Annotated in this window: 20 protein-coding genes, 2 tRNA genes and 3 rRNA genes; 11 read left to right on the top strand and 14 right to left on the bottom strand. The window is 42.6% G+C overall.

Features of this window, described 5'->3' with window-relative positions:
* The first annotated feature begins 1 nt into the window (after position 1).
* From cysD to J8Z25_RS01420, 7 genes are all read left to right on the top strand, one after another.
* Positions 2–901: a sulfate adenylyltransferase subunit CysD gene (gene cysD, locus J8Z25_RS01450; RefSeq protein WP_105173930.1), complete on the top strand. Its 900-nt coding sequence runs from the start codon at positions 2–4 to the stop codon at positions 899–901.
* Positions 901–2,325 (top strand): sulfate adenylyltransferase subunit CysN, encoded by a 1,425-nt coding sequence (gene cysN / locus J8Z25_RS01445; RefSeq protein WP_130049907.1) that lies wholly within the window; start codon positions 901–903, stop codon positions 2,323–2,325. Before cysD ends, cysN begins: the two co-directional genes overlap by 1 nt.
* A 32-nt stretch (positions 2,326–2,357) precedes the next feature.
* Positions 2,358–4,085 carry an SLC13 family permease gene (locus J8Z25_RS01440; protein WP_130049908.1) on the top strand — a complete coding sequence of 576 codons (1,728 nt, stop codon included), beginning with the start codon at positions 2,358–2,360 and terminating at the stop codon, positions 4,083–4,085.
* A 14-nt stretch (positions 4,086–4,099) separates the two neighbouring features.
* The gene (gene cysC / locus J8Z25_RS01435; RefSeq protein ID WP_250661553.1) at positions 4,100–4,696 is read left to right on the top strand and encodes an adenylyl-sulfate kinase; all 597 of its coding nucleotides are present in this window, start codon (positions 4,100–4,102) and stop codon (positions 4,694–4,696) included.
* Between the two features lie 3 nt (positions 4,697–4,699).
* Complete coding sequence (cysQ, locus tag J8Z25_RS01430) at positions 4,700–5,470, top strand: 3'(2'),5'-bisphosphate nucleotidase CysQ (RefSeq protein ID WP_130049910.1); 771 nt, start codon at positions 4,700–4,702, stop codon at positions 5,468–5,470.
* A gap of 155 nt (positions 5,471–5,625) precedes the next feature.
* Positions 5,626–5,817 carry a hypothetical protein gene (locus J8Z25_RS01425; RefSeq protein WP_055022144.1) on the top strand — a complete coding sequence of 64 codons (192 nt, stop codon included), beginning with the start codon at positions 5,626–5,628 and terminating at the stop codon, positions 5,815–5,817.
* A gap of 154 nt (positions 5,818–5,971) precedes the next feature.
* Positions 5,972–7,234: an aromatic amino acid transport family protein gene (locus J8Z25_RS01420; protein WP_250661552.1), complete on the top strand. Its 1,263-nt coding sequence runs from the start codon at positions 5,972–5,974 to the stop codon at positions 7,232–7,234.
* A 491-nt stretch (positions 7,235–7,725) separates the two neighbouring features.
* On the opposite strand, the gene rrf is transcribed toward J8Z25_RS01420, so the two are convergent.
* The 5 genes from rrf to J8Z25_RS01395 form a co-directional block, all read right to left on the bottom strand.
* Positions 7,726–7,840, bottom strand: a 5S ribosomal RNA gene (gene rrf / locus J8Z25_RS01415).
* Positions 7,841–7,964: 124 nt separating this feature from the next.
* Positions 7,965–10,847 (bottom strand): 23S ribosomal RNA (locus J8Z25_RS01410).
* Between the two features lie 283 nt (positions 10,848–11,130).
* Positions 11,131–11,206, bottom strand: a tRNA-Ala gene (locus tag J8Z25_RS01405).
* A 42-nt stretch (positions 11,207–11,248) separates the two neighbouring features.
* Positions 11,249–11,325, bottom strand: a tRNA-Ile gene (locus J8Z25_RS01400).
* Positions 11,326–11,401: 76 nt separating this feature from the next.
* A 16S ribosomal RNA gene (locus tag J8Z25_RS01395) occupies positions 11,402–12,942 on the bottom strand.
* The 16S, 23S and 5S rRNA genes sit together here with 2 tRNA genes alongside, the layout of an rRNA operon.
* A gap of 615 nt (positions 12,943–13,557) precedes the next feature.
* Here J8Z25_RS01395 and J8Z25_RS01390 point away from each other — a divergent pair.
* Complete coding sequence (locus J8Z25_RS01390; RefSeq protein ID WP_250661551.1) at positions 13,558–14,037, top strand: RNA recognition motif domain-containing protein; 480 nt, start codon at positions 13,558–13,560, stop codon at positions 14,035–14,037.
* Here the strand turns inward: J8Z25_RS01390 and murI are convergent.
* Both murI and J8Z25_RS01380 read right to left on the bottom strand, forming a co-directional pair.
* Entirely contained in the window at positions 14,000–14,794 is a 795-nt protein-coding gene (gene murI / locus J8Z25_RS01385) for a glutamate racemase (protein WP_130049913.1), read from the bottom strand. The two genes, J8Z25_RS01390 and murI, sit on opposite strands and share 38 nt — an antisense overlap.
* Positions 14,795–14,860: 66 nt before the next feature.
* A complete protein-coding gene (locus J8Z25_RS01380) occupies positions 14,861–15,976 on the bottom strand; it encodes a DUF5610 domain-containing protein (protein ID WP_130049914.1) in 1,116 nt (371 codons plus the stop codon).
* 164 nt (positions 15,977–16,140) lie between these two features.
* Here J8Z25_RS01380 and trmA point away from each other — a divergent pair, with 164 nt between their 5' ends.
* Positions 16,141–17,238: a tRNA (uridine(54)-C5)-methyltransferase TrmA gene (gene trmA / locus J8Z25_RS01375; protein ID WP_250661550.1), complete on the top strand. Its 1,098-nt coding sequence runs from the start codon at positions 16,141–16,143 to the stop codon at positions 17,236–17,238.
* Between the two features lie 2 nt (positions 17,239–17,240).
* Here the strand turns inward: trmA and J8Z25_RS01370 are convergent, their stop codons facing one another.
* The 5 genes from J8Z25_RS01370 to ccoG all read right to left on the bottom strand — a co-directional run bounded on the left by J8Z25_RS01370 (position 17,241) and on the right by ccoG (position 21,534).
* Positions 17,241–17,693 carry a 2-thiouracil desulfurase family protein gene (locus tag J8Z25_RS01370; protein WP_250661549.1) on the bottom strand — a complete coding sequence of 151 codons (453 nt, stop codon included), beginning with the start codon at positions 17,691–17,693 and terminating at the stop codon, positions 17,241–17,243.
* 58 nt (positions 17,694–17,751) lie between these two features.
* The gene (locus J8Z25_RS01365) at positions 17,752–18,390 is read right to left on the bottom strand and encodes a thiol:disulfide interchange protein DsbA/DsbL (RefSeq protein WP_130049917.1); all 639 of its coding nucleotides are present in this window, start codon (positions 18,388–18,390) and stop codon (positions 17,752–17,754) included.
* A gap of 18 nt (positions 18,391–18,408) precedes the next feature.
* Positions 18,409–19,032 carry a thiol:disulfide interchange protein DsbA/DsbL gene (locus tag J8Z25_RS01360; protein WP_130049918.1) on the bottom strand — a complete coding sequence of 208 codons (624 nt, stop codon included), beginning with the start codon at positions 19,030–19,032 and terminating at the stop codon, positions 18,409–18,411.
* A 31-nt stretch (positions 19,033–19,063) separates the two neighbouring features.
* Entirely contained in the window at positions 19,064–20,038 is a 975-nt protein-coding gene (locus J8Z25_RS01355; protein WP_130049919.1) for a serine/threonine protein kinase, read from the bottom strand.
* Positions 20,039–20,103: 65 nt separating this feature from the next.
* Positions 20,104–21,534, bottom strand: a complete 1,431-nt coding sequence (gene ccoG / locus J8Z25_RS01350; protein ID WP_130049920.1) for a cytochrome c oxidase accessory protein CcoG — start codon at positions 21,532–21,534, stop codon at positions 20,104–20,106.
* 277 nt (positions 21,535–21,811) lie between these two features.
* Here ccoG and J8Z25_RS01345 point away from each other — a divergent pair, with 277 nt between their 5' ends.
* Both J8Z25_RS01345 and J8Z25_RS01340 read left to right on the top strand, forming a co-directional pair.
* Complete coding sequence (locus J8Z25_RS01345) at positions 21,812–22,171, top strand: hypothetical protein (protein ID WP_130049921.1); 360 nt, start codon at positions 21,812–21,814, stop codon at positions 22,169–22,171.
* Positions 22,171–22,374: a hypothetical protein gene (locus J8Z25_RS01340; protein ID WP_130049922.1), complete on the top strand. Its 204-nt coding sequence runs from the start codon at positions 22,171–22,173 to the stop codon at positions 22,372–22,374. The genes J8Z25_RS01345 and J8Z25_RS01340 overlap by 1 nt, the downstream gene beginning before the upstream one ends.
* Here the strand turns inward: J8Z25_RS01340 and J8Z25_RS01335 are convergent.
* Both J8Z25_RS01335 and J8Z25_RS01330 read right to left on the bottom strand, forming a co-directional pair.
* Positions 22,371–22,985: a YecA/YgfB family protein gene (locus tag J8Z25_RS01335; protein ID WP_130049923.1), complete on the bottom strand. Its 615-nt coding sequence runs from the start codon at positions 22,983–22,985 to the stop codon at positions 22,371–22,373. The two genes, J8Z25_RS01340 and J8Z25_RS01335, sit on opposite strands and share 4 nt — an antisense overlap.
* A 19-nt stretch (positions 22,986–23,004) precedes the next feature.
* Positions 23,005–23,763 carry a type II secretion system protein N gene (locus J8Z25_RS01330; RefSeq protein WP_250661548.1) on the bottom strand — a complete coding sequence of 253 codons (759 nt, stop codon included), beginning with the start codon at positions 23,761–23,763 and terminating at the stop codon, positions 23,005–23,007.

The following is a 23,763-nucleotide window of genomic DNA, read 5'->3' as shown; positions in this document are numbered from 1 at the left end:
AATGGCTTTAACACACCTTCAGCAATTAGAAGCTGAAAGTATCAAAATCATGCGCGAAGTAGCTGCTGAGTTTGAAAACCCGGTGATGCTTTACTCAATCGGTAAAGATTCATCAGTGTTATTACACTTAGCACGTAAAGCGTTTTATCCAGCAAAAATTCCATTTCCACTTTTACACGTTGATACCAACTGGAAATTTAAGGAAATGATTGAGTTTCGTGACCGTCTAGCTAAAGAGTATGGTTTTGATTTAATCGTCCACAAAAACCCTGAAGGGTTAGAGATTGATATTAATCCGTTTGTACACGGCTCAGCAAAGCACACCGATATCATGAAAACGCAAGGCTTAAAGCAAGCGTTAGACAAATACGGCTTCGATGCTGCATTTGGTGGTGCACGTCGTGACGAAGAGAAATCTCGTGCTAAAGAACGTGTTTACTCATTCCGTGATAAGCACCACAGATGGGATCCAAAAAACCAACGTCCAGAGCTTTGGAATACGTACAACAGCCAAGTTAACCCGGGTGAAAGCATTCGTGTATTTCCATTATCTAACTGGACTGAACTTGATATTTGGCAGTATATCTACCAAGAAAACATTGAAATGGTTCCACTTTACCTTGCTAAAGAACGCCCTGTTGTAGAGCGTAACGGCACGCTAATCATGGTTGATGACGAGCGCATGCCATTGGAAGAAGGTGAAGTACCACAAATGAAATCTGTCCGTTTTCGTACCCTTGGTTGTTACCCGCTAACAGGTGCAGTGGAATCAACGGCAGGAACCTTAACTGAAATTATTGAAGAGATGCTGCTTTCAACCTCTTCTGAGCGTGAAGGCCGCGTGATTGATCATGACTCTGCGGGTTCAATGGAAAAGAAAAAACGTGAGGGCTATTTCTAATGTCTAAAACAAACGACACAATTAATGAAGTAAGAGAGTTAGGCATCGACGCCTACCTTGCGCGTCAGCAAGACAAAAGCCTTTTACGCATGCTTACCTGTGGTAGTGTAGATGACGGTAAGTCGACCCTGATTGGCCGCCTTTTACATGACAGCCATCAAATTTATGAAGACCAACTTGCTGCACTACATAAAGACAATGAAAAAGTCGGTAATGCGGGTGAAGAGCTTGATTTAGCACTACTTGTAGATGGCCTTCAAGCTGAGCGTGAGCAAGGTATTACGATTGACGTTGCTTATCGTTACTTTTCAACAGCAAAACGTAAGTTCATCATTGCTGATACGCCAGGACATGAGCAGTACACGCGCAACATGGTTACCGGCGCATCAACCAGCGATGTGGCGATTATCTTAGTCGACGCTCGTTACGGTGTACAAGTGCAGACTAAACGTCATAGCTTTATCTGCGATTCGCTCGGCATTAAGCAGTTTGTTGTTGCAATCAACAAGATGGATATCGTCGATTTCGATGAAACCGTGTATGAGAAAATCAAAGCGGATTATCTAAAATTTGCAGAGCAGCTAAATGTTACTAATATCAAGTTTGTACCTATGTCAGCGCTCAAGGGTGACAACGTAGTAACACGCTCTCTACACACACCTTACTACACAGATAAACCACTGCTTGAGTTACTTGAAGACTCACCAGCGGCTGAAATTGATAGCGGTTTTGAAGCACGTCTTCCTGTGCAATATGTTGTGCGCCCTAACTTAGATTTTCGTGGCTTCCAAGGCACTTTAACGTCTGGCAAGTTCAGTGTTGGTGATGCAGTAAAAGTTTTACCATCTGGTAAAAGCTCAAGCATTAAAGAAATTGTGACTTTCGATGGTAACCTAGATACGGCTGAAGCAGGTCAAGCAATCACTTTAACGTTAAATGATGAAATTGATATCAGTCGTGGTGATGTTATTGTGCCAGCAGCTTCAAAAGCGGCTGTTACTAACCGTATTCAAGCTAAATTAGTATGGATGCATGAAGCACCGTTAGTATTAGGTAAAAGCTACAACTTTAAGTTAGGCAGCAAAAACACCTCAGCAGTGGTTAGAAAGATCGATCACACCATTGATGTAAATACCCTTGAGCATGGTCAAGCTGACTCATTACAACTTAACGAAATTGCTATTGTAACCTTAGAGCTTACTGAAACAATTTTGGCCGATGAGTACCACAACAACCATGAAACAGGTGCGTTTATTTTAATTGATCGCCTATCAAACTTAACCGTTGCGGCAGGTATGATTGAACAATTACTTAGCACTGAAGAGCAGCAAAGTAGCTTTAGCGACTTTGAAGTTGAATTTAATGCTTTAGTACGCAAGCACTTCCCTCATTGGCAAGCGCTTGATATAACTAAGCTTAAATAATCATTATTCGCCTGTTATAGGAAGTAAAAAGCATGTATCAACAGCTGGTATTAACAGGCATTATGCTGGTATTAGTGGGGTGTCTTTTTGGCACTCGACTAAAACCAGCATGGTTATTTGTCGGCGCTATTGGTATTAGTTATTTAGCAGGGCTGATCAGTCTTGAAGATATGCTAATTAACTATGCAAACCCTTCTTTAATTACGCTTATTCTACTTGTACTCGTTTCGATAGCTGTAGAAAAAACCACGCTAGTGCAAAAGCTTGCTCAGTCTCTTTCGAAAGGCAGCCTGACAAGTTCGGTGACAAAACTAGGTTTATCAACTGCCTTTTTATCATCATTTACTAATAATACTGCGGTAGTGGCATCACTGATTAGTGCAATAAAAGAAAGCCCGACCCATTCACCATCTAAGCTTTTATTACCTTTATCGTATACCGCCATTTTAGGTGGCACAATTACGCTGATTGGCACTTCAACCAATTTAATTGTTAATGGCTTTGCCGTTGAAGCAGGAATGGAGCCCCTTGGTTTTTTTGATTTTACCTTGATTGGTTTAGGCGCATTGAGCGTCGGACTTATCACTATTTTGGTGATGCTCAAGTATTTACCAGATAACGGTAAAAACGACCAAGAAGTGGTGCCCTTTTACCTTGAAGGTAAAGTAGAAACAGGTTCGAAATTAATTGGTAAAAGTGTTGAAGAGAATGGCCTTCGTGAATTAAAAGACTTGTTCTTAGCCGAAATAATCCGTGGTGATAAACGAATTTGCGCGGTTACACCAAAACAAGTTATCAAAGAAGGTGACGTACTGCTGTTTGTAGGTGACATAAAGTCAGTGCCTCTGCTTACCCAATTTGATGGCTTAAAAGTTGTGCACGACAAACATGAGAAAGACGTTGAGCACCTAGTTGAAGTTGTTGTTAGCCATTCTTCAAAATACATTGGTAAAACAATTAAAGAAGTTCGCTTTCGTGAGCAGTTTCATGCAGCCGTTATTGCTATTCGTCGCGGCCATGACCGTTTACAAGGCGGCTTAGGTAAAGTTCAATTGCAAGCGGGTGACTCATTGATCCTTGCGCCTGGCAAAGAGTTTTACTCGCTACCCAATTTAAAGCGCGAGTTTGTTTATATTTCAGGTCTTGATTTACAAACCCATTTAAAACCTAAGCAATCAAATATTGTGTTAGCGAGTTTTGCAACCGTATTGGGGTTAAGTATTATTGGCCTTGTTCCCTTAGTGAAAGGCCTACTCGTTCTTCTTATCGGTTTAATGCTAACGGGCACAATCAAGCTAAGTGAAGTAAAACGTCGTTTTCCGATTGAGTTACTCGCAGTAGTGGGTAGTGCTATTGGCCTTGCCAAACTCATGATAGGCACAGGGCTTGCCGGTGAAATTTCATCAGCCATGTTATACGTTTTAGGTGACTTTGGGCCCTACGGGGCATTTATCGCAATATTTTTAATGACGGTTTTGTTTACCGAACTCATTACCAATAATGCCGCTGCTGCGCTTTCGTTTCCGGTAGCGTATGCACTAGCCGTTGGTTTTGATGTATCACCGTTGCCTTTTATTATGGCTGTCGCATTTGGTGCATCGGCTAGCTTCATTTCGCCATTTGGTTATCAAACTAACTTGATGGTTTACAGCGCGGGAAACTACCGCCTTAAAGATTATATTGCCATGGGCTTACCTTTATCGATTATTTACTCGATTACGGTTTTAACACTCATACCACTGGTATTCCCATTTCAATAACGAGAGTAAAGACAATGGATGAAAATATCGTTTGGCATAATTACGCCATTAGCAAATCACAGCGTATTGAGCAAAAAAAGCATAAGCCAACCATTCTATGGTTCACTGGTTTTTCAGGTTCAGGTAAAAGCACTGTTGCAAACGCACTAGAAAGCGCATTAAACCAATTAGGCGTTCACACCTACCTACTCGATGGCGACAATGTGCGTCATGGCTTGTGTAAAGATCTTGGCTTTACTGATGAAGACCGCGTTGAAAACATTCGTCGCGTAGGCGAAACCGCAAAGTTGATGGTCGATGCCGGTCTTGTGGTATTAACCGCATTTATTTCGCCGTTCCAAAGCGAACGCGATATGGTAAGAAACTTAGTAGAGGATGGTGAGTTTATTGAGGTATTTTTAGATACCCCGCTTGAAGTGTGTGAAACCCGCGACCCTAAAGGGCTTTATAAAAAAGCCCGTGCAGGTGAAATTAAGCACTTCACCGGTATAGACTCAGACTACCAAATCCCTGCATCGCCAGAAATTAAAATCGATACCAGCAAAAACACCCTAGACCAATCGGTGCAAGAACTGGTAGCGTATTTAAAACAACAGCAAATTATAGGTTAAGTCATGAATCAAACGGAACTGCTAGAAGAAATATTACTCCTCGCACGCCAAGCAGGTAGTGCAATAATGGGGATTTACGAAAAGGACTTTAATGTTGAGTACAAAGCTGATGAAAGCCCAGTTACCGACGCCGACCTAGCAGCTCACAAAGTGATTGTGAATGGCTTACAACACCTCACCCCTGATGTACCAATTCTAAGTGAAGAAAGCGCTGATATTAGCTGGGATATCCGTCAAACTTGGCAACGCTACTGGTTAGTAGACCCAATTGATGGCACCAAAGAGTTCATTAAAAAGAATGGCGAGTTCACCGTGAATATTGCCTTGATTGAAAAAGGTAAACCAGTATTGGCAGTTGTCGATGCACCGGCATTAGGTGTGTCGTATATTGCTGCTGAAGCAATTGGTGCCTTTAAAGATAAAGGTGATGAGCGTATCGAACTTAAGGTAACCCGTAAGCCAAATAAAGGGCTGATCCGTGTTGTCGGAAGCCGCTCACACCCTTCTCCTGATTTAGCAGAATTCGTAAAACAGTTTGAAGATGTAGAAATGGTTTCAAAAGGCAGCTCGCTAAAACTTTGTCTTGTTGCCGAAGGTAGTGCTGATATATACCCACGCCTTGGCCCAACCTGTGAGTGGGATACGGGAGCAGGTCATGCGATTGCCGAAATAGCAGGTGCAACGGTTAGCAAACTCGATGGCAGCCCACTACTGTATAACAGTAAAGAAGAATATCTGAATCCGTTTTTTGTCGTATCGGCCTTACAGAACTAAAGATTTCCGTTAAATATCGTAGGCTGGGTAGAGCACAGCGAAACCCAGCATTGAGCCATAAACTTTAATATTCCCTACTTTATAGGCACTTCTATCTAGCCAATAAGTCCTTGTTCCTATAGTATTTTGCTATCTTATCTATTAAAGGAATAACCATGACGACTGTTGAAAAAGCAATTGAAGCCGGCTATGAGGCACAAATTAGCGCACTTTATAAAGCGCTTTCACAAGGGGTGCTTGCCGCTAATGGCGATGAAAGCGAAATCACAGCAGCTGAGGCACGTTTTAAGAAAGGTTTAGCATTCGCCGCAGACATTAAAGCTCGCGCACTTGCAGCAGCAGAATAAATACCACAACTGGGCTTTTCTAAATGAGCTCAGTTCTCTTCCTTTGTAAGTCTCTCCTTACAGCATAGTTATCTAAACACAACGCTAAAACATGCATTCTTAGTCGCTTTTCTATATGCTGCGCGACAATTATTATTCTAATAGTGGAGTGCTAATGAACACACATCAAGATGCTATGTCGTATGATGCATCGACAACAAGTAGTAACTCAAAATGGAATCTTCATGACACCCAATGGGTGTTAAGTTTATTTGGCACCGCAGTCGGTGCTGGGATTTTATTCTTACCAATTAATATCGGCATCGGCGGATTTTGGCCATTGATTATCATGGCATGCCTTGCTTTTCCGATGACCTACTTAGCCCACAGAGGCTTAGCCCGATTTGTTTTATCATCAAAAAAGCCTGAAGCTGACTTTACTGATGTAGTAGAAGAGCACTTTGGCATAAATGCCGGGCGCTTGATCTCTTTACTGTATTTTCTCTCTATCTTCCCTATCTTACTTATTTATGGTGTTGGCCTAACAAATACCGTTGATAGCTTTATCGTTAATCAGTTAGGCATGGAGTCGCCACCACGCGTGTTGTTATCTGGCGTACTCGTTGGCGGTATGATCAGCTTAATGCTGGGTGGCGAAGCATTGATGTTACGTGCTTTTTCGATACTTGTTTATCCACTTGTCGCTATTTTGTTTTTCTTATCGATTTATTTAATCCCAAGCTGGCAAATGCCAGATGTATCTGTACCTGAGTTTTCGGGCTTCATGAAAACACTTTGGTTATCAATACCTATCATTGTATTTTCATTTAGCCATGCAGCTGCAATATCAAGCTTTGTGCATGTACAGCGTGCTCACTACGGCAACAATGCTAAAATGAAGTCAGAAGCAATTCTGAAGCGTACCAGCCTACTATTAATTGTGTTTGTTTTACTGTTTGTATTCTCGTGTGTGCTGTCACTATCTACTGAACAAATGGTACAAGCAAAAGCTGATAACGTGTCTATCTTGTCATTCCTTGCCAATATCACTGATAACTCATTTATTGCGACCTTAGGACCATTAGTTGCCTTTATTGCGATTACGTCTTCATTCTTAGGTCACTTCTTAGGTGCCCGTGAAAGCTTCAACGGTCTTGTTAGTAAGCAAGCACATATGAACCCTAAACTCGTTGATAAGATTGGCACTGTTATCATGTTCTTCGCTATTTGGTATTGCTCAGTGATCAACCCAAGTATTTTAGACATGATGGATCAGTTATCAGGCCCAATCATTGCCATGATCCTTTTCATCATGCCAATGATTGCCGTGTATAAGGTACCTAGCTTACACAAATACAGAAACCGCTTGAGCACACTGTTCGTATTAACAGTTGGCTCTCTTGCTGTATTTGCGCTTATTTACAGCATGATTCAATAGTCAACAACTGCTTATACATTAAGAAGCCCAGCAGGGAAGCCTGCTGGGCTTTTTTAGTTCGCGAGTTTCGAGAGTAAAGTTAAAAAGGGTAACGTTTTAAGGTCTGGTAGATTGGGTAGAGCGAAGTGAAACCCAACACAGAGCTATCAGCTTTCAGCGTTCAGCGGCTCGGTGGAGGTGTTTTGGTCAGAGTCTCCCCTAAGCAATAAGATCCCGCCGGAGGCACTAAGAATTGCTAGGTTCTAGGTTCTAGGTTCTAGGTTCTAGGTTCTAGGTTCTAGAAAGAGTGTATTTGTAGGAATGGCTTTAGCCATGAATGTGTTAGTTATGGGCTGAACTCGGCATTGACGTGCCTCCTACAGGGTTTTGTTGCTGAGGGAGTCTCTGTACTATACAACCCCACATTTCAACTGACGTCTGACGGCTGAAAGCTGACAGCTCCAAACGCAAAAAAGCCCGACTCTTTCGAATCGGGCTTTCTTTAATTTGGAGCCTGGCAATGTCCTACTTTCACATGGCAAATGCCACACTATCATCGGCGCTGTTTCGTTTCACTACTGAGTTCGGCATGGGATCAGGTGGGTCCAAAACGCTATTGTCACCAAGCAAATTTGGGTCGTTAATCGCCTTAGCAATCAACTAAAATTCGGAATTCTGATATCAAGTAAATGTCTACTTTAGTTTCTTAACTTCTGTCTGTTACGCTGTCACAAAACGCGTTTGGCGTTGTATGGTTAAGCCTCACGGGTAATTAGTACAGGTTAGCTTAATGGCTCGCACCACTTCCACATCCTGCCTATCAACGTTGTAGTCTTCAACGGCCCTTCAGAGACTTTAAAAGTCTAGTGAGAACTCATCTCGAGGCCTGCTTCGCGCTTAGATGCTTTCAGCGCTTATCAGTTCCGAACGTAGCTACCGGGCAGTGCCATTGGCATGACAACCCGAACACCAGCGGTTCGTTCACTCCGGTCCTCTCGTACTAGGAGCAACCCCTCTCAATTCTCAAACGCCCACGGCAGATAGGGACCGAACTGTCTCACGACGTTCTAAACCCAGCTCGCGTACCACTTTAAATGGCGAACAGCCATACCCTTGGGACCGACTTCAGCCCCAGGATGTGATGAGCCGACATCGAGGTGCCAAACACCGCCGTCGATATGAACTCTTGGGCGGTATCAGCCTGTTATCCCCGGAGTACCTTTTATCCGTTGAGCGATGGCCCTTCCATTCAGAACCACCGGATCACTATGACCTACTTTCGTACCTGCTCGACGTGTCTGTCTCGCAGTTAAGCTGGCTTCTACCATTACACTAACCGTACGATGTCCGACCGTACTTAGCCAACCTTCGTGCTCCTCCGTTACTCTTTGGGAGGAGACCGCCCCAGTCAAACTACCCACCAGGCACTGTCCGTAATCCCGATTAGGGACCAACGTTAGAACATCAAAACTACAAGGGTGGTATTTCAAGGACGGCTCCACAAAGACTAGCGTCTCTGCTTCAAAGCCTCCCACCTATCCTACACATGTAGGTTCAATGTTCAGTGCCAAGCTGTAGTAAAGGTTCACGGGGTCTTTCCGTCTAGCCGCGGGTACACAGCATCTTCACTGCGATTTCAATTTCACTGAGTCTCGGGTGGAGACAGCGTGGCCATGGTTACACCATTCGTGCAGGTCGGAACTTACCCGACAAGGAATTTCGCTACCTTAGGACCGTTATAGTTACGGCCGCCGTTTACCGGGGCTTCGATCAAGAGCTTCGTCCGAAAACTAACCCCATCAATTAACCTTCCGGCACCGGGCAGGTGTCACACCGTATACGTCATCTTGCGATTTTGCACAGTGCTGTGTTTTTAATAAACAGTCCCAGCCACCTGGTCACTGCGGCTCCCGTCCGCTTAGAGAGCAAGTCTCATCACAGATAGGAGCGTACCTTCTCCCGAAGTTACGGTACGATTTTGCCTAGTTCCTTCACCCGAGTTCTCTCAAGCGCCTTAGTATTCTCTACCTGACCACCTGTGTCGGTTTGGGGTACGATTCGGTATAATCTGAAGCTTAGAGGCTTTTCCTGGAAGTATGGCATCAACAACTTCACACCCTTAGGTGCTCGTCTCGTGTCTCAGTCTTAAGAGTCCGGATTTTCCTAAACTCTCAACCTACTCACTTTCACATGGACAACCAACGCCATGCTTGTTTAGCCTGCTCCGTCCCCCCATCGCAATTATACCAAGTACGGGAATATTAACCCGTTTCCCATCGACTACGCCTTTCGGCCTCGCCTTAGGGGTCGACTTACCCTACCCTGATTAACATGGGATAGGAACCCTTGGTCTTCCGGCGTGCGGGTTTTTCACCCGCATTATCGTTACTCATGTCAGCATTCGCACTTCTGATACCTCCAGCATACCTCCCGGTACACCTTCAACGGCTTACAGAACGCTCCCCTACCACTCAAACAAAGTTTGAATCCGCAGCTTCGGTGCATAGTTTAGCCCCGTTACATCTTCCGCGCAGACCGACTCGACCAGTGAGCTATTACGCTTTCTTTAAAGGATGGCTGCTTCTAAGCCAACCTCCTGGCTGTCTGGGCCTTTCCACATCGTTTCCCACTTAACTATGACTTTGGGACCTTAGCTGGCGGTCTGGGTTGTTTCCCTCTTCACGACGGACGTTAGCACCCGCCGTGTGTCTCCCGGATAGTACTTTACGGTATTCGGAGTTTGCAAAGGGTTGGTAAGTCGGGATGACCCCCTAGCCTTAACAGTGCTCTACCCCCGTAAGTATTCGTCCGAGGCTCTACCTAAATAGATTTCGGGGAGAACCAGCTATCTCCCGGTTTGATTAGCCTTTCACTCCTAGCCACAGGTCATCCCCTAACTTTTCAACGTTAGTGGGTTCGGTCCTCCAGTTGATGTTACTCAACCTTCAACCTGCCCATGGCTAGATCACCGGGTTTCGGGTCTATACCTTGCAACTAAACGCGCAGTTAACGCTCGCTTTCACTACGGCTACCCTAATCGGTTAACCTCGCTACAAAATATAAGTCGCTGACCCATTATACAAAAGGTACGCAGTCACCCTCGAAGGGCTCCTACTGCTTGTACGTACACGGTTTCAGGTTCTATTTCACTCCCCTCACAGGGGTTCTTTTCGCCTTTCCCTCACGGTACTGGTTCACTATCGGTCAGTTGGGAGTATTTAGCCTTAGATGATGGTCCACCTATATTCAGTCAAAGTTTCACGTGCTCCGACCTACTCGATTTCACTTAAGATGCATTTTCGTGTACGGGACTATCACCCTGTATCGTCAAACTTTCCAGAATGTTTCACTAACACATAATAAGCTTAAGGGCTGGTCCGGTTTCGCTCGCCGCTACTTCCGGAATCTCGGTTGATTTCTGTTCCTACGGGTACTTAGATGTTTCAGTTCTCCGCGTTCGCCTCGTTAACCTATGTATTCAGTTAACGATACCTGCAAGCAGGTGGGTTTCCCCATTCGGAAATCCTAGTCTCAAGCGCTTTTTACTAGCTTGACTAGGCTTATCGCAAGTTAATACGTCCTTCATCGCCTCCAACTGCCAAGGCATCCACCGTGTACGCTTAGTCACTTAACCATACAACCCAAACGGGTCTTTGTTAGTGACAGCTGTTAACTTCGCCAGAAGTTAATTCATCAAATAATGATGAGAATACTAAAGTAGATACCAATTAATCTTTCGATTAATGGCATATTTTTACTTTTGAAAACTCTTTATAGATACAAGTATCTATAAGAATTTTAATATCAGCTTTCCAAATTTTTAAAGAGCAAGAGAATAAACTTCTCAAAATTAAACACACTCTATTCTCAAGCAGTTTATTACCTGATTAAGAATGTTTATTTTTAAGGAGTAAAAGTGGTGGAGCTAAGCAGGATCGAACTGCTGACCTCCTGCGTGCAAGGCAGGCGCTCTCCCAGCTGAGCTATAGCCCCACATATGCTGGTACTTACTGTTTAGTTTCCACTTCAAAGAAGTGGTGGGTCTGAGTAGATTTGAACTACCGACCTCACCCTTATCAGGGGTGCGCTCTAACCAACTGAGCTACAGACCCAAACAATAAGTGTTGTTCTCTTTACAATCAACAATCATCTGTGTGGACACTACGAACAAATAAGTTCTAAATCGTATAAGGAGGTGATCCAGCCCCAGGTTCCCCTAGGGCTACCTTGTTACGACTTCACCCCAGTCATGAATCACTCCGTGGTGAACGTCCTCCCGAAGGTTAGACTATCCACTTCTGGAGCAACCCACTCCCATGGTGTGACGGGCGGTGTGTACAAGGCCCGGGAACGTATTCACCGCATCATTCTGATATGCGATTACTAGCGATTCCGACTTCATGGAGTCGAGTTGCAGACTCCAATCCGGACTACGACGCACTTTAAGTGATTCGCTTACCCTCGCAGGTTCGCAGCACTCTGTATGCGCCATTGTAGCACGTGTGTAGCCCTACACGTAAGGGCCATGATGACTTGACGTCGTCCCCACCTTCCTCCGGTTTATCACCGGCAGTCTCCTTAGAGTTCCCGACCGAATCGCTGGCAACTAAGGATAGGGGTTGCGCTCGTTGCGGGACTTAACCCAACATCTCACAACACGAGCTGACGACAGCCATGCAGCACCTGTATCAGAGTTCCCGAAGGCACCAAACCATCTCTGGTAAGTTCTCTGTATGTCAAGTGTAGGTAAGGTTCTTCGCGTTGCATCGAATTAAACCACATGCTCCACCGCTTGTGCGGGCCCCCGTCAATTCATTTGAGTTTTAACCTTGCGGCCGTACTCCCCAGGCGGTCTACTTAATGCGTTAGCTTTGAAAAACAAGTCCGAAGACCCGAGCTTCTAGTAGACATCGTTTACGGCGTGGACTACCAGGGTATCTAATCCTGTTTGCTCCCCACGCTTTCGTACATGAGCGTCAGTGTTGACCCAGGTGGCTGCCTTCGCCATCGGTATTCCTTCAGATCTCTACGCATTTCACCGCTACACCTGAAATTCTACCACCCTCTATCACACTCTAGTTTGCCAGTTCGAAATGCAGTTCCCAGGTTGAGCCCGGGGCTTTCACATCTCGCTTAACAAACCGCCTGCGTACGCTTTACGCCCAGTAATTCCGATTAACGCTCGCACCCTCCGTATTACCGCGGCTGCTGGCACGGAGTTAGCCGGTGCTTCTTCTGTAAGTAACGTCACAGCTAAGTGCTATTAACACTTAACCTTTCCTCCTTACTGAAAGTGCTTTACAACCCGAAGGCCTTCTTCACACACGCGGCATGGCTGCATCAGGCTTGCGCCCATTGTGCAATATTCCCCACTGCTGCCTCCCGTAGGAGTCTGGGCCGTGTCTCAGTCCCAGTGTGGCTGATCATCCTCTCAAACCAGCTAGGGATCGTTGCCTTGGTGAGCCATTACCTCACCAACTAGCTAATCCCACTTGGGCTAATCTTATGGCGTGAGGCCCGAAGGTCCCCCACTTTGGTCCGTAGACATCATGCGGTATTAGCAGTCGTTTCCAACTGTTGTCCCCCACCATAAGGCATATTCCCAAGCATTACTCACCCGTCCGCCGCTCGACGCCAGAGGTGCAAGCACCTCTTCGTTTCCGCTCGACTTGCATGTGTTAGGCCTGCCGCCAGCGTTCAATCTGAGCCATGATCAAACTCTTCAATTAAAAGTTTTTTCTGCCCCGAAGGACATGCTCAATGAATTCTGAATTTTGATTCTTTCGAATCGAATTGACTGTGCTGAAACAAGTAAACTTGTTTCCGTTGGTCACTCAGTTCAATTGAGACTCTAAATTTGTTTGCGTCATCTAGCGAACTAGAATCTGCTGTTAGAACTCAATCTGTACGAGTGCCCACACAGATGATTGCTTTATATTGTTAAAGAACGTTGCGACGTTGTCGCTAGGGATGCGTATAATACATCCTTAATTTTTCGAGTCAACACTTAATTTCAAACTTTCTTTCGATAATTTGAAACCGAAGTTTCACTTAACTCTCTGCTACGTTGTTCAGCGTCTTTCGTTGCTGCCCGCCGTGTCAGTGGGGTCGCATTATAGGGAGATCCAAAAACAGTTCAACACTTTTTTTCGATCTTTTTACTGTTCGCTCAAAAAGCGAACTAAAATTACCGAAAATAGCAAAAACGGTCGCTATTATGGCTGTTTTTTATGCCAATATTCATAATTTCATGCAAATTTCATTGCTATGTTCATTTAACTCGTTAAGATAGCAAGTTCACAATGTTAAATTAATGTTTATTTCTTGTTTATTGGTAGATCAAAATGAAATTACCCGATCAAAAATCTTTTCTTTTCTCCGTTATTCTTGCTGTTTTGGGGTTTGTAGTTGTTAAGTTTGCATTTGCAAGCTTAGCGTTAGACCCAGCATTGCTATTTGGTGCAGGCTTATTAATTGGTGCTTTAGTTATTGCTGCGCTTTCATCAACGTCAAGTGAGGAGGCCGAAGTAAAAACAAAAACTCTTTATGTTGGCAACCTACCTTATCGTGCTAATGAAGGTGTTATTCGTGCTTTATTTGAAGAACAAGGCAAAGTTTTCAACGTACGCTTACTAAAAGATAAAAACACAGGTAAACGTCGTGGCTTTGGATTTGTGGAAATGGCTGAAGCAGATGCTGAAAACGCAATCAATCAATTAAATGATAGCGAATTCCAACAGCGTACTTTAAAAGTACGTGAAGCAAAACAAAAACAAGAGAACGAGACTAATAGCTTCCGTGAGGGATCTGATCAGTCAGCGTAATCAGCTCAACGTTTAATTGCGAGTGACAAATAGGAGCCGTTGCATAAAAGTGCAGCGGCTTTTTTTTATCTCCGGTTACTGTGTATCCCCGAAGTTCAATTAAACTTTTAACGCGATTAGCAATCGCTTTGCCTGAATCTATAAGTAAGATCCGTTGTTTATAATAGTCATTAATCGCATTTGCTAATAATGGAAAGTGTGTACAGCCAAGTACCAATACATCTATATCTTCTGCGATAGCTAGACCACACAATTCTTTTTCAAGTTTTTCTTTATTGAGTGTCTGCGTATGAAACAGTGTTTCTGCTATTTCCACCAGCTCAGTTGAACCATATAAACTGACTTGAGTGCCTTGGCTATAAGTACTAATTAAGTTTGCAGTATAGTGGCTCTTGGTCGTCGATGGCGTTGCCAACAAACCAATATGTTTGCTATTGCTTAAAGCGCTTGCTGGCTTTATCGCAGGCACAACACCAACTACTTCTATATTTGTATACGGGCGAATAGTTTCTAATGCAGATGTAGAGGCGGTGTTACACGCAATTACTAGGATATCTACGTGTAATTTTTCTATTTCGATAAACTGTAGTAGCGCAAAAAGGCGGGTTATGATCGTTTGCTGGCTTTGCGCGCCATATGGCAATAAAGCATTATCCATAAAATAGCTATAATCAGCATCTGGGATCAGTGCTTGGATCTGTTCAAGTACGGTTGTCCCACCTATACCAGAATCAAACACCATTATATGAACTGACAAACTGCTTACCTCGGATTATCAAAGGCCAGCAGTTTGCCATGCAGCTATATAAAAATAAAGAAAGGGTTAAGCTTCTTCAGTTGCCGAACGTAGTTTATTCATTTGTTCAAACATTGCTTTGGTATAATCCACCAGCTTGCTTACTTCTTCTTTATCTTGGTTTAACCATTGTAAGATACCAGCAAGTTCATTTTGCAAACCTAACTCACCCGCTTTATTGAACGCTTGTTTCAAATCGTCATTAAATGGCGCTATTTTATCAGCGACTTCTTTTTCAGGGGATGGTTTATATTCTTCATACCCTTTTATAGCAGCAACTGTTTTTGTTTGTTTCAGATCCATGGTAAAGCCAACGAGTTGCTCGTTACCTAAGTTCAACTCTTTAGCTTGTTCAAAGGCGTCTTCTAATGAACCAGAGAAGAATGTTTCGCTAACACTCTGCAAGTCTTCCATCAATTCATTGATAGCTTGCTGCTCTTGCTCATTTAAATCACCATTGACTGTCATCGAGAATGATAAGTCACGTGATTGAGAAGATTCACTGACAAACGCTTCGTTATCGCCATTTTTGCTATAGCCGCTTGCTGACTTACTTTCGTATGCATCAGCAAAGCTAATACTCACTTCATCACCTTCAGCAGTAGTGAAAGTGTATTCTGCGTTATTACTTAAACTAACGTATTGGGCCTGGCTTACTGAAACCGAATTTGGTTTAGGATTGAACAAGTCTTCTTCTAATTCATCAATACCTTTATAGATACCTTCTTTAGACTTTTCGATACCCTCTTCGATGTCATCATTAAGAATACCTGACCCTTTTAGCTCATCATAAGCATCGTCGATGCCCATTTGTACACCTTTTCGTGCATCACCAAGCATACCTTTGAGCTTTTCATCATCAGCACCATCTGCTTTTGCTTTGCGAAGCGCACCGCCAACAAAGTCGAGAACGTTTTTAACGATCTCTTCAAAGTCGAACAGTGGTTTATCTTTTTTCTCTTCGGCTTTAGGTAAACCTAGTGCCTCAGCAAGTTTATCATCAAGAACTTTAGCAGCCAGCTCTCGGCCTCGTTGCTGGTAACTATCTTGACGATTTTGAATAGTAGGCTGCTGCAATGCCTGTTTGCCATTGTATTTATTCACATTTGTATTAGGCATATAGCCTAGGTTGCCAATTTTCATGATCCGACTCCATGTTATGGTTAACTCATTATCGGCCAAAAACCACAGAACTTAAGTTTTTTGTATAAAAAAACGACACTAAAATAAATAACAAAACTAGACAAATCCTCAGCGCTCCCTACAATAGCGCCGTTATAAAGCTAAGAGATAAAAGGTAATCAGCCATGGCGGTTATAAAAATTGATACAACTCAATATGATGCACAATTGAGTGAGAAAGAGCAGCGCATCACCTCACAGTTTAGACGTTTTGGGGTCGATAAATTAGAAGTGTTTGGCTCTGACCCTATTCATTACCGCCAACGTGCAGAGTTTCGTGTCTGGCATGAAGGTGAAGACCTTTTTCACATCATGTTTGATCAACAAACTAAAGAAAAGATCCGTGTTGACGAGTTTGACCCTGCAGCGCCTTTAGTGGGTGAAGTCATGCAAGCCATGATCGAAAACTTAAAAGACAATGAAGTTCTGCGTCGCAAGCTGTTTCAAATCGATTATCTTTCAAGCTTAAGTGGCGAGATTCTAGTTAGTTTGTTATACCACAAACAATTAGATGAGCAGTGGCTACAAGCTATTAAAGAGCTTAAAGCAAAACTTAGCACACAGTTTAAAATTGATTTTATTGGCCGTGCTCGCAAGCAAAAAGAAGTGATTGGTAATGATTTCGTTATTGAGCGTTTAAACGTAAACGGTAAAGAGCTTATCTATCAACAAGTCGAAAATAGCTTTACTCAACCTAATGCGAAAGTGAACATCAAGATGCTAGAGTGGGCACAAGCGCTTTGCCAACCACTTAGCAATGACTTACTGGAGTTATATTGCGGGAATGGTAATTTCTCCATTGCTCTTGCAGATTCATTCGACCGCGTATTAGCGACTGAGATTTCAAAATCATCGGTTTACTCTGCACAATACAATATCGCGCAGAACAAGGTTGAAAACTTAGATATCATTCGTATGTCGAGTGAAGAGTTCACTCAAGCAATGAAAGGCGAGCGCACTTTCTCTCGTTTGGATGGCATTGATCTGAAAAGCTATAACTGCCAAACAATCTTGGTGGACCCACCACGTGCTGGCATGGACACACTGACTTGTGACCTAGTTGCGAACTACGACAATATTATTTATATCTCGTGTAATCCAGATACCCTAGAGCGTGACCTTGACCACTTATGCAAAACCCATGCAGTAAAGCGTTTTGCTATTTTCGATCAATTCCCTTACACCCACCACATTGAATCAGGTGTGTTTTTACAGCGTAAATAAAATTAGTCTGCCAGCGCTTTAAATAGTGCTGGCAACTGCTGCTCACTAAACACTTCTATATTGTTGTCAGTTAACAGCTTTGCAGTTAACCCCATCCCTGAAATTTTCCTTCCAGAATGACTACCATCGTAAATCGTATTGCGACCACATGACGGGCTTGATTCTTTTAACAAGGCATAACGAATACCTTGCTTTTGGCAAAGTTTAAGAGCTTGTTCTGCACCATAAGCAAATTGCACTGTGACATCTTGCGCATCTTTGGTGAGTACTCTTCCCAATTTAATTTCTGCTGGCGGCCTTGGTGTAGGTAAGCCACCAGCTACTTCAGGGCAGAATGCAATAAGCCTTCCCTGCTGTTTTAGAGTTTCTAAGCCAGGATGAAGTAAATTTTGCGATTGCCCGTCATAACGAACATGGTTTCCTAACAAACAGCTTGAAACTAGTATTTTTTGCATTTGCTTTACCAATAAAAAAAGCTCCGCGTGCGGAGCTTTAATTTTAATTAAACTAAACTTATTTATCAGCTAGGTAATTAATTAAGTCTGCCATGCTCTTTGCATCGCTAATACCTGAATCCGCACCTATAATCACGCGATATTTACCATTAACAATAAAAGTTGGAACGCCTTTTAAAGCACCTTTTTGTTGGTAGTATTCTTGGTCGCGTTTCATTTTAGACGCCATAGTACGTACAGAGAAGCTGTTGTAGTACTTATCAAAATCTTCAGCCGATACACCTTGTGAAACGAAGATGTCTTTCATGTCTGCTAGTTCGTTAATACGTGCACGCTTACCGTGAATATGATTAAACACAGCGGCTACTAACGCGTCTTTCTGTGGTAACACATTAGCCGTCGCATAACCTTGCGCTAAGATGGTTTGAATCTCTGGGTCACGAGGACCTGAAAAATCAACATGACTCTTTTTGAACTTTACGCCCTCTTTAAGAAGTGTTTTAAGCTCTTTCACTACTGGCTCGAAGTTATTACAGTGTGGGCAGTAGAATGAGAAGAACTCTTTTACTTCAGGCTTTTTAGAAGCGCGTGCATCAATCGTTTCATAATGCTTACCTTCTTCATATTGAGCAGCTGAGGCATTTGCCGCTAAACCTAGCGTGGCAGCCATTAATACAGCTTTTACTAACTTGATCATTACTTCTTTACTCCAAAATTATTGTTTTAATAAGAATTCGACTAACTCATCAAGCATCTGCTGGCTTTTGATGGTATTTAAATTGATTTTATATTTATCATTTACGATAAAAGTAGGCACACCTGTTAACGCACCCATGTCAGAATATTTTTGCTGTTTATCTTGCATCGCTTTTTCAGCACTAATCACTGGCATGCTTGCAATTTCAGCATCAAACACATCGTTGCTAATACCATTGGTCGCAAGTAATGCTTTAACGTCTTTCATGTCTTTAAGTAAAGCGCGTTGTCTGTGGATGCTATTAAAAATTTGGTCAGCAACTTGCTCTGCTTTGCCATGCTGCTTAGCAATTAAGTAGGCATAGCTTAAATTACTTTGTGTTTGCTTAGATACACCACCTAAAAAGTTAACATGGCTTTTTACAAACTCGGTACCTTCAGGAAGACTTGCAGTTAATGCTTTTGCTACAGGCTCAAACTGAAAACAGTGTGGGCAATAAAACGAAAAGAACTCGGTTACTTGCGGTGTTGCACTTTTCTCAACTTTTAAAACTTCATATTGATTACCTGCCTCAAAATCAGCAGCAAGGGCTGCAAAAGGTAAACATAAAATGAGTAGACTTAACTTTAATTTTTTAAACATTATTTTCTCGTCTTTATTAGCTTTTAAAAATTTATGGTAATAATTTTAATGGTGCTTCCTGTAGCGCTGCAAGCTGTTCTTTTAACGCTAGTATTTGCTGCTCCCAGTATTTGTCTTCAGCAAACCATGAAAAGTTCCGTGGGAATGCTGGATCATCCCATCTTTTTGCCAACCACCCCATGTAATGCACCATTCTCATCGCTCTGAGTGGTTCTATCAGTTTTAATTGGCTGTGATCGAAGTCACAAAATTCTTCATAGGCAGCCACTAAAGTGTCTAACTGTAACAGTTGGTTGTTACGATCGCCACTGAGCATCATCCAAAGGTCCTGAATGGCAGGTCCTTGTCGGCTGTCATCCAAATCAACGAACATCAATGCATCACCAGACCACAATATATTACCAGCATGGCAGTCACCGTGCAGGCGGATAGTTTCAACATTTTTATACTGTTGTGTGGTTTCTTTGATTACCAAATCTAAAATTGTATAGAAGGCGTTCTCTAATGTCATTGGCACCAAGTTACTTGCCTGTAACTGAACTTTAGCTGTCTGAAGATATTCTTCGCAACTGATCACAGGCCTATGTTCAAATGGCTTTGCTTTTGCTACCTGGTGCATTCGACCAATTAAACGGCCAAGCACATCGAGTTGATCTAAATTATCAACTTCAAAAATGCGGCCACCCACACTAGGGAATAACGTAAACAAATAGCCATTATGCTCAAACAAGCTTTGCCCTTCGATAATAACAGGCGCAACAACCGGCACTTCGGCCTCAGCAAGTTCAAATGCAAACGCATGCTCTTCTAAGATTTGCGCCTTACTCCAGCGTTCTGGTCGGTAAAACTTAACAACATATCGTTGGCCATCTTCTGCTTTAAATTGATAAACACGGTTCTCGTAGCTATTTAATGCCAGCAGTCCTGATTCAGCATAGACACCGATACTTTCAACTGCATCTAAAATTGAATCGGGTGTAAGGTCAACAAAACTAAATTTACTCATAATGTCTCATCATATAAAAAAAGCGGGAAAATCCCGCTTTTTATTCATTTACTCAGTGTACTTAATTATCGTGCCTTAAAGAAGTTACTCGGCTGTGAAATCTGCACATCAGGCTCACCATCGACAGAAAGTATAAACTCAAACTTTGTCATTGGCTTTTTCAAATCATAAGGGTCAACAACCAATGACAGTGGTACATTGTATGATTCACCAGAAGGCACAGTGAATGTTTGTTTGCCTATGTACTCAAAGTTATCAAGCCCTTCGACACGAATATTAAATGTCTGCTCATGTTGCGCTTTATTGATAACCTTTAATGTATAGGTATTTTCAACTAAACCATTAAAGTCAACACGGTATAACTGATTACGGTCACGAATAATATCTAAGTCCATAGGTTTACGCATTGCAATGTTCGCCACCAGCGCCCCAGTTAGCAGCACTAAGATGACGAGATAGCCAATTAACTTAGGACGAAGTGCATGGGTTTTGTTATCTGGTGTTTCTAAATTACGCTCTGTGGTATAGGAAATAAGTCCGCGAGGGTAATTCATTTTATCCATCACCCCATCACATGCATCGATACACGCACCACAATTTATACATTCGTATTGTAAACCATTACGAATATCGATCCCCGTCGGGCAAACCTGAACACACAAGTTACAGTCAATACAGTCACCTAAACCAAGTTCTTTTGGATCTTGTTTGCGTGAACGTGGACCACGGCTCTCACCACGCGCTTCATCATAGCTTACTGTGAAGGTATCTTTATCGAACATAGCTGATTGAAAGCGAGAGTATGGGCAAATGTGTAAACACATAATTTCGCGCATCCAACCCGCGTTACCATAGGTACACACCGCAAATACGGCTAAGCAAATATATGAATATGCTGTTGCATCAAGAGTAAACAGATCAGGTAATAGTTGGCGGATAGGCGTAAAATAACCAACAAAGGTAAATGCGGTATAAAGTGAGAATAACCACCAACTTCCGTGTTTAGCACTTTTTCGCCAAAACTTATCAAAATCCATCGGGCGTTGATCAAGTTTCTTACGCTGATTAGCGCTACCTTCAAACTTTTCTTCAAACCAAATGAAAATAAAGGTCCAAACGGTTTGTGGACAGGTATAACCGCACCAAACCCGACCATAGAAAGTAGTTACCAAGAAAAGAGCAAAAGCCGCCAACATTAAAATAAAGGCAAGGATTGTCAGGTCTTGTGGCCAAAGCGTTAAGCCAAAAATGTTAAACTTTTGCCCTACCAAATCGAACAATACAGCTTGTTGGCCGTGGAAATTAATCCAAGGTAGTAACATAAACGCAAGCATACCGACAAAACCAATTCGCTGTCTGAGCAATTGATGTAAGCCAGTTACAGCTCGAACATAAATACGGTTGCGTGGATTAAATCTATCATCGAGGGAAGCATTTTCCGGTTTCTGGATTTTCACTTCCGTTGGGATATTTTTAACCTTAATCTGTTTATCCATTAAAATTCCTCAACGCCACTAGGAAATAACATTCAAACATATGTTTATAGCAGATGGTTCTCTAAGCTCTTAGGCAAATCAGAATACATCTCATTACGTTCAAAGATTTCTGAAACTTCAAATCTATAAAGCATTATACTCAATCTATAAAAAATTTCAGGGATTGATCGAAAATACGACATTTTAATTATTTAATCGTATCTGCTTGCTTTTAAAACGACCATTTTATTAAACTTGCACCTATACCGTATTTATTTAGATCAAAGATTATTGTGCTATGAAAAAATTTCTTATTTTAGTGCTTATTATTTTAGCACTTTTCACGATTGATCACCCTTTGATCAAAGAGCCTAGGGAAAGGTTACTAGGAGATGGCGTATCATTACTATCTGATGCGAGTAAAATTAATCGTAGTCCCGCGGCGAATATGGCAAAAAATAATATTAAGTCACAACTCAATTTATCTAATTCAGAGCTTGAATATATTGAGGACACATTTACAACAGACGATAAGCTGCAAATTTTTCACTTACACTACTGCCGTGAAAAAGACATTAACTTGTATTTTTATGGTGACCGCTTAAACCGAGTATGTAGTATTGTCTCGAATGCGCTTGAGGAAAGGCTAAACAAGTAATGGACTTTTCTGCTTTAAACAAAAAAACCAGCGATTCGTTCGCAAAACAGCGCAATATTTTAAAAAAGCTTGGTAAAGGGCAAACCTTATACTGTGAAGTGTGTAAAGGCGCCCTTACCTTAGACTTAAAAACTGATCAGCCAGGTAAAGGCGTTGTACGCTGTAGCAAAGGTTGCACAGACATCCTATTAGAGCTGGGTTAGTTCCAGCCCTCATCGTTATAAAGTTGGCTATTTACAGCAACAACTTCAATAAGTTCTGCAAAGCCAGCGGCAAACTCATTCATCACTTCATACTGCTGCTGACATAATTGCCCTTCAGATAAACCATGCTCAGTTGCGAGGGCTGCAATTTCACTACTTTCAAGAGTAAAAAAGCCTAAGCTTTGCAGCGCGGTAGCCAACGCTTCTTTAAGTTCATCAGCTAAATGTGGAGCACTTAGTAGCTTATTAACGTAGCCTTGTGCACCATGCATAAAACCTTGGCTCCAATGCTGGCATTCTTGAATATCTAGGTATTGTTGCCCTTGAGAGCTCAGCTGCAGGCTCACAGGTAATGCAAAACCCGTTTCAAATACTTGCTCGCTGATCTGCTGATACAAGGCCATAAATGCAAACAATACTTGCTCATCCATTTGCCCATCAGAGCCTGGTGCAACCTCTTCTAACCACTGGTGAACATCAAGCGGCTCAGGAGCACAAATCACGGCAAACAAGTAACCTTGGGTTTGCGCCAAAGTAAGCGCATCTGGATGCTGCGCTAAAAACTGACTTAGAAGCTCGCTTTGCTGCTTTGAAAACTCAGGTAATTGCATACTATTCAATTAATCCAATTTAAAAGTTAAGCGGATAACGGCCTTCGTTATCAGGACGACCAAGGAACTTAGCTGCATCATGCACTTCTTTTGGTAAGCTTGCTTCAGGTTTAATATAGCCAGCTACTTTAAAGTCTAGATTCGCTTTTAATACTGCATCAGCTTCAAGTCCTAAACGGTTTTCTGGGTCTACAAGTACTGCTACATCACCCGATTTACAACTTAAACGGCCGCTCAGAGGACCAATACTAAACCAGTTGTTCATTCCTTTGACATCAATGTTAGGGCTCGCGATTTCACCGCTTAAACTCTCACAATAAGGCTGACCTGAGCTGTACTCGTTTAAATCAACTATTACGCGGCCTTGTGCACTAATCGGTAAAGGGAGTTGTAAACGCTCCATGGCACGTTCAACCGTTAAGCGTAAAGTAGTCTTTTTCACAGTGACTGTTTGGTTAAAGAGACCATATGTAAAATCACCATGACCAGATATATCCGCTTTATCACGAGGATTGCCAAAGCGCACCGTACCTACTAATTTACCTGTGAACAGTGACCAGCCTGATAACTGCCAACGCACATTATTTAATTGCTCACCATCAAAACGTACCTGCATAATGCGGCCGTCCCATAGCGTGCCACTGGCCTTACCTAATTGTAATTGCTTTGGTAAATGCGGCTTAGCTAAATCAAGTGCAACGGCAGCGGGTGTTTTTACCAGCGTAAACACCAAAAAACACATCACAAACACTGTGATTAATAAAATAACTCTTTTCAT

The organism is Pseudoalteromonas sp. SCSIO 43101, from assembly GCF_023650775.1.
Classification (GTDB): domain Bacteria; phylum Pseudomonadota; class Gammaproteobacteria; order Enterobacterales; family Alteromonadaceae; genus Pseudoalteromonas; species Pseudoalteromonas apostichopi.
The sequence above is the reverse complement of the archived record's forward strand: the minus strand, read 5'-3'. Positions and strand labels throughout refer to the sequence as shown.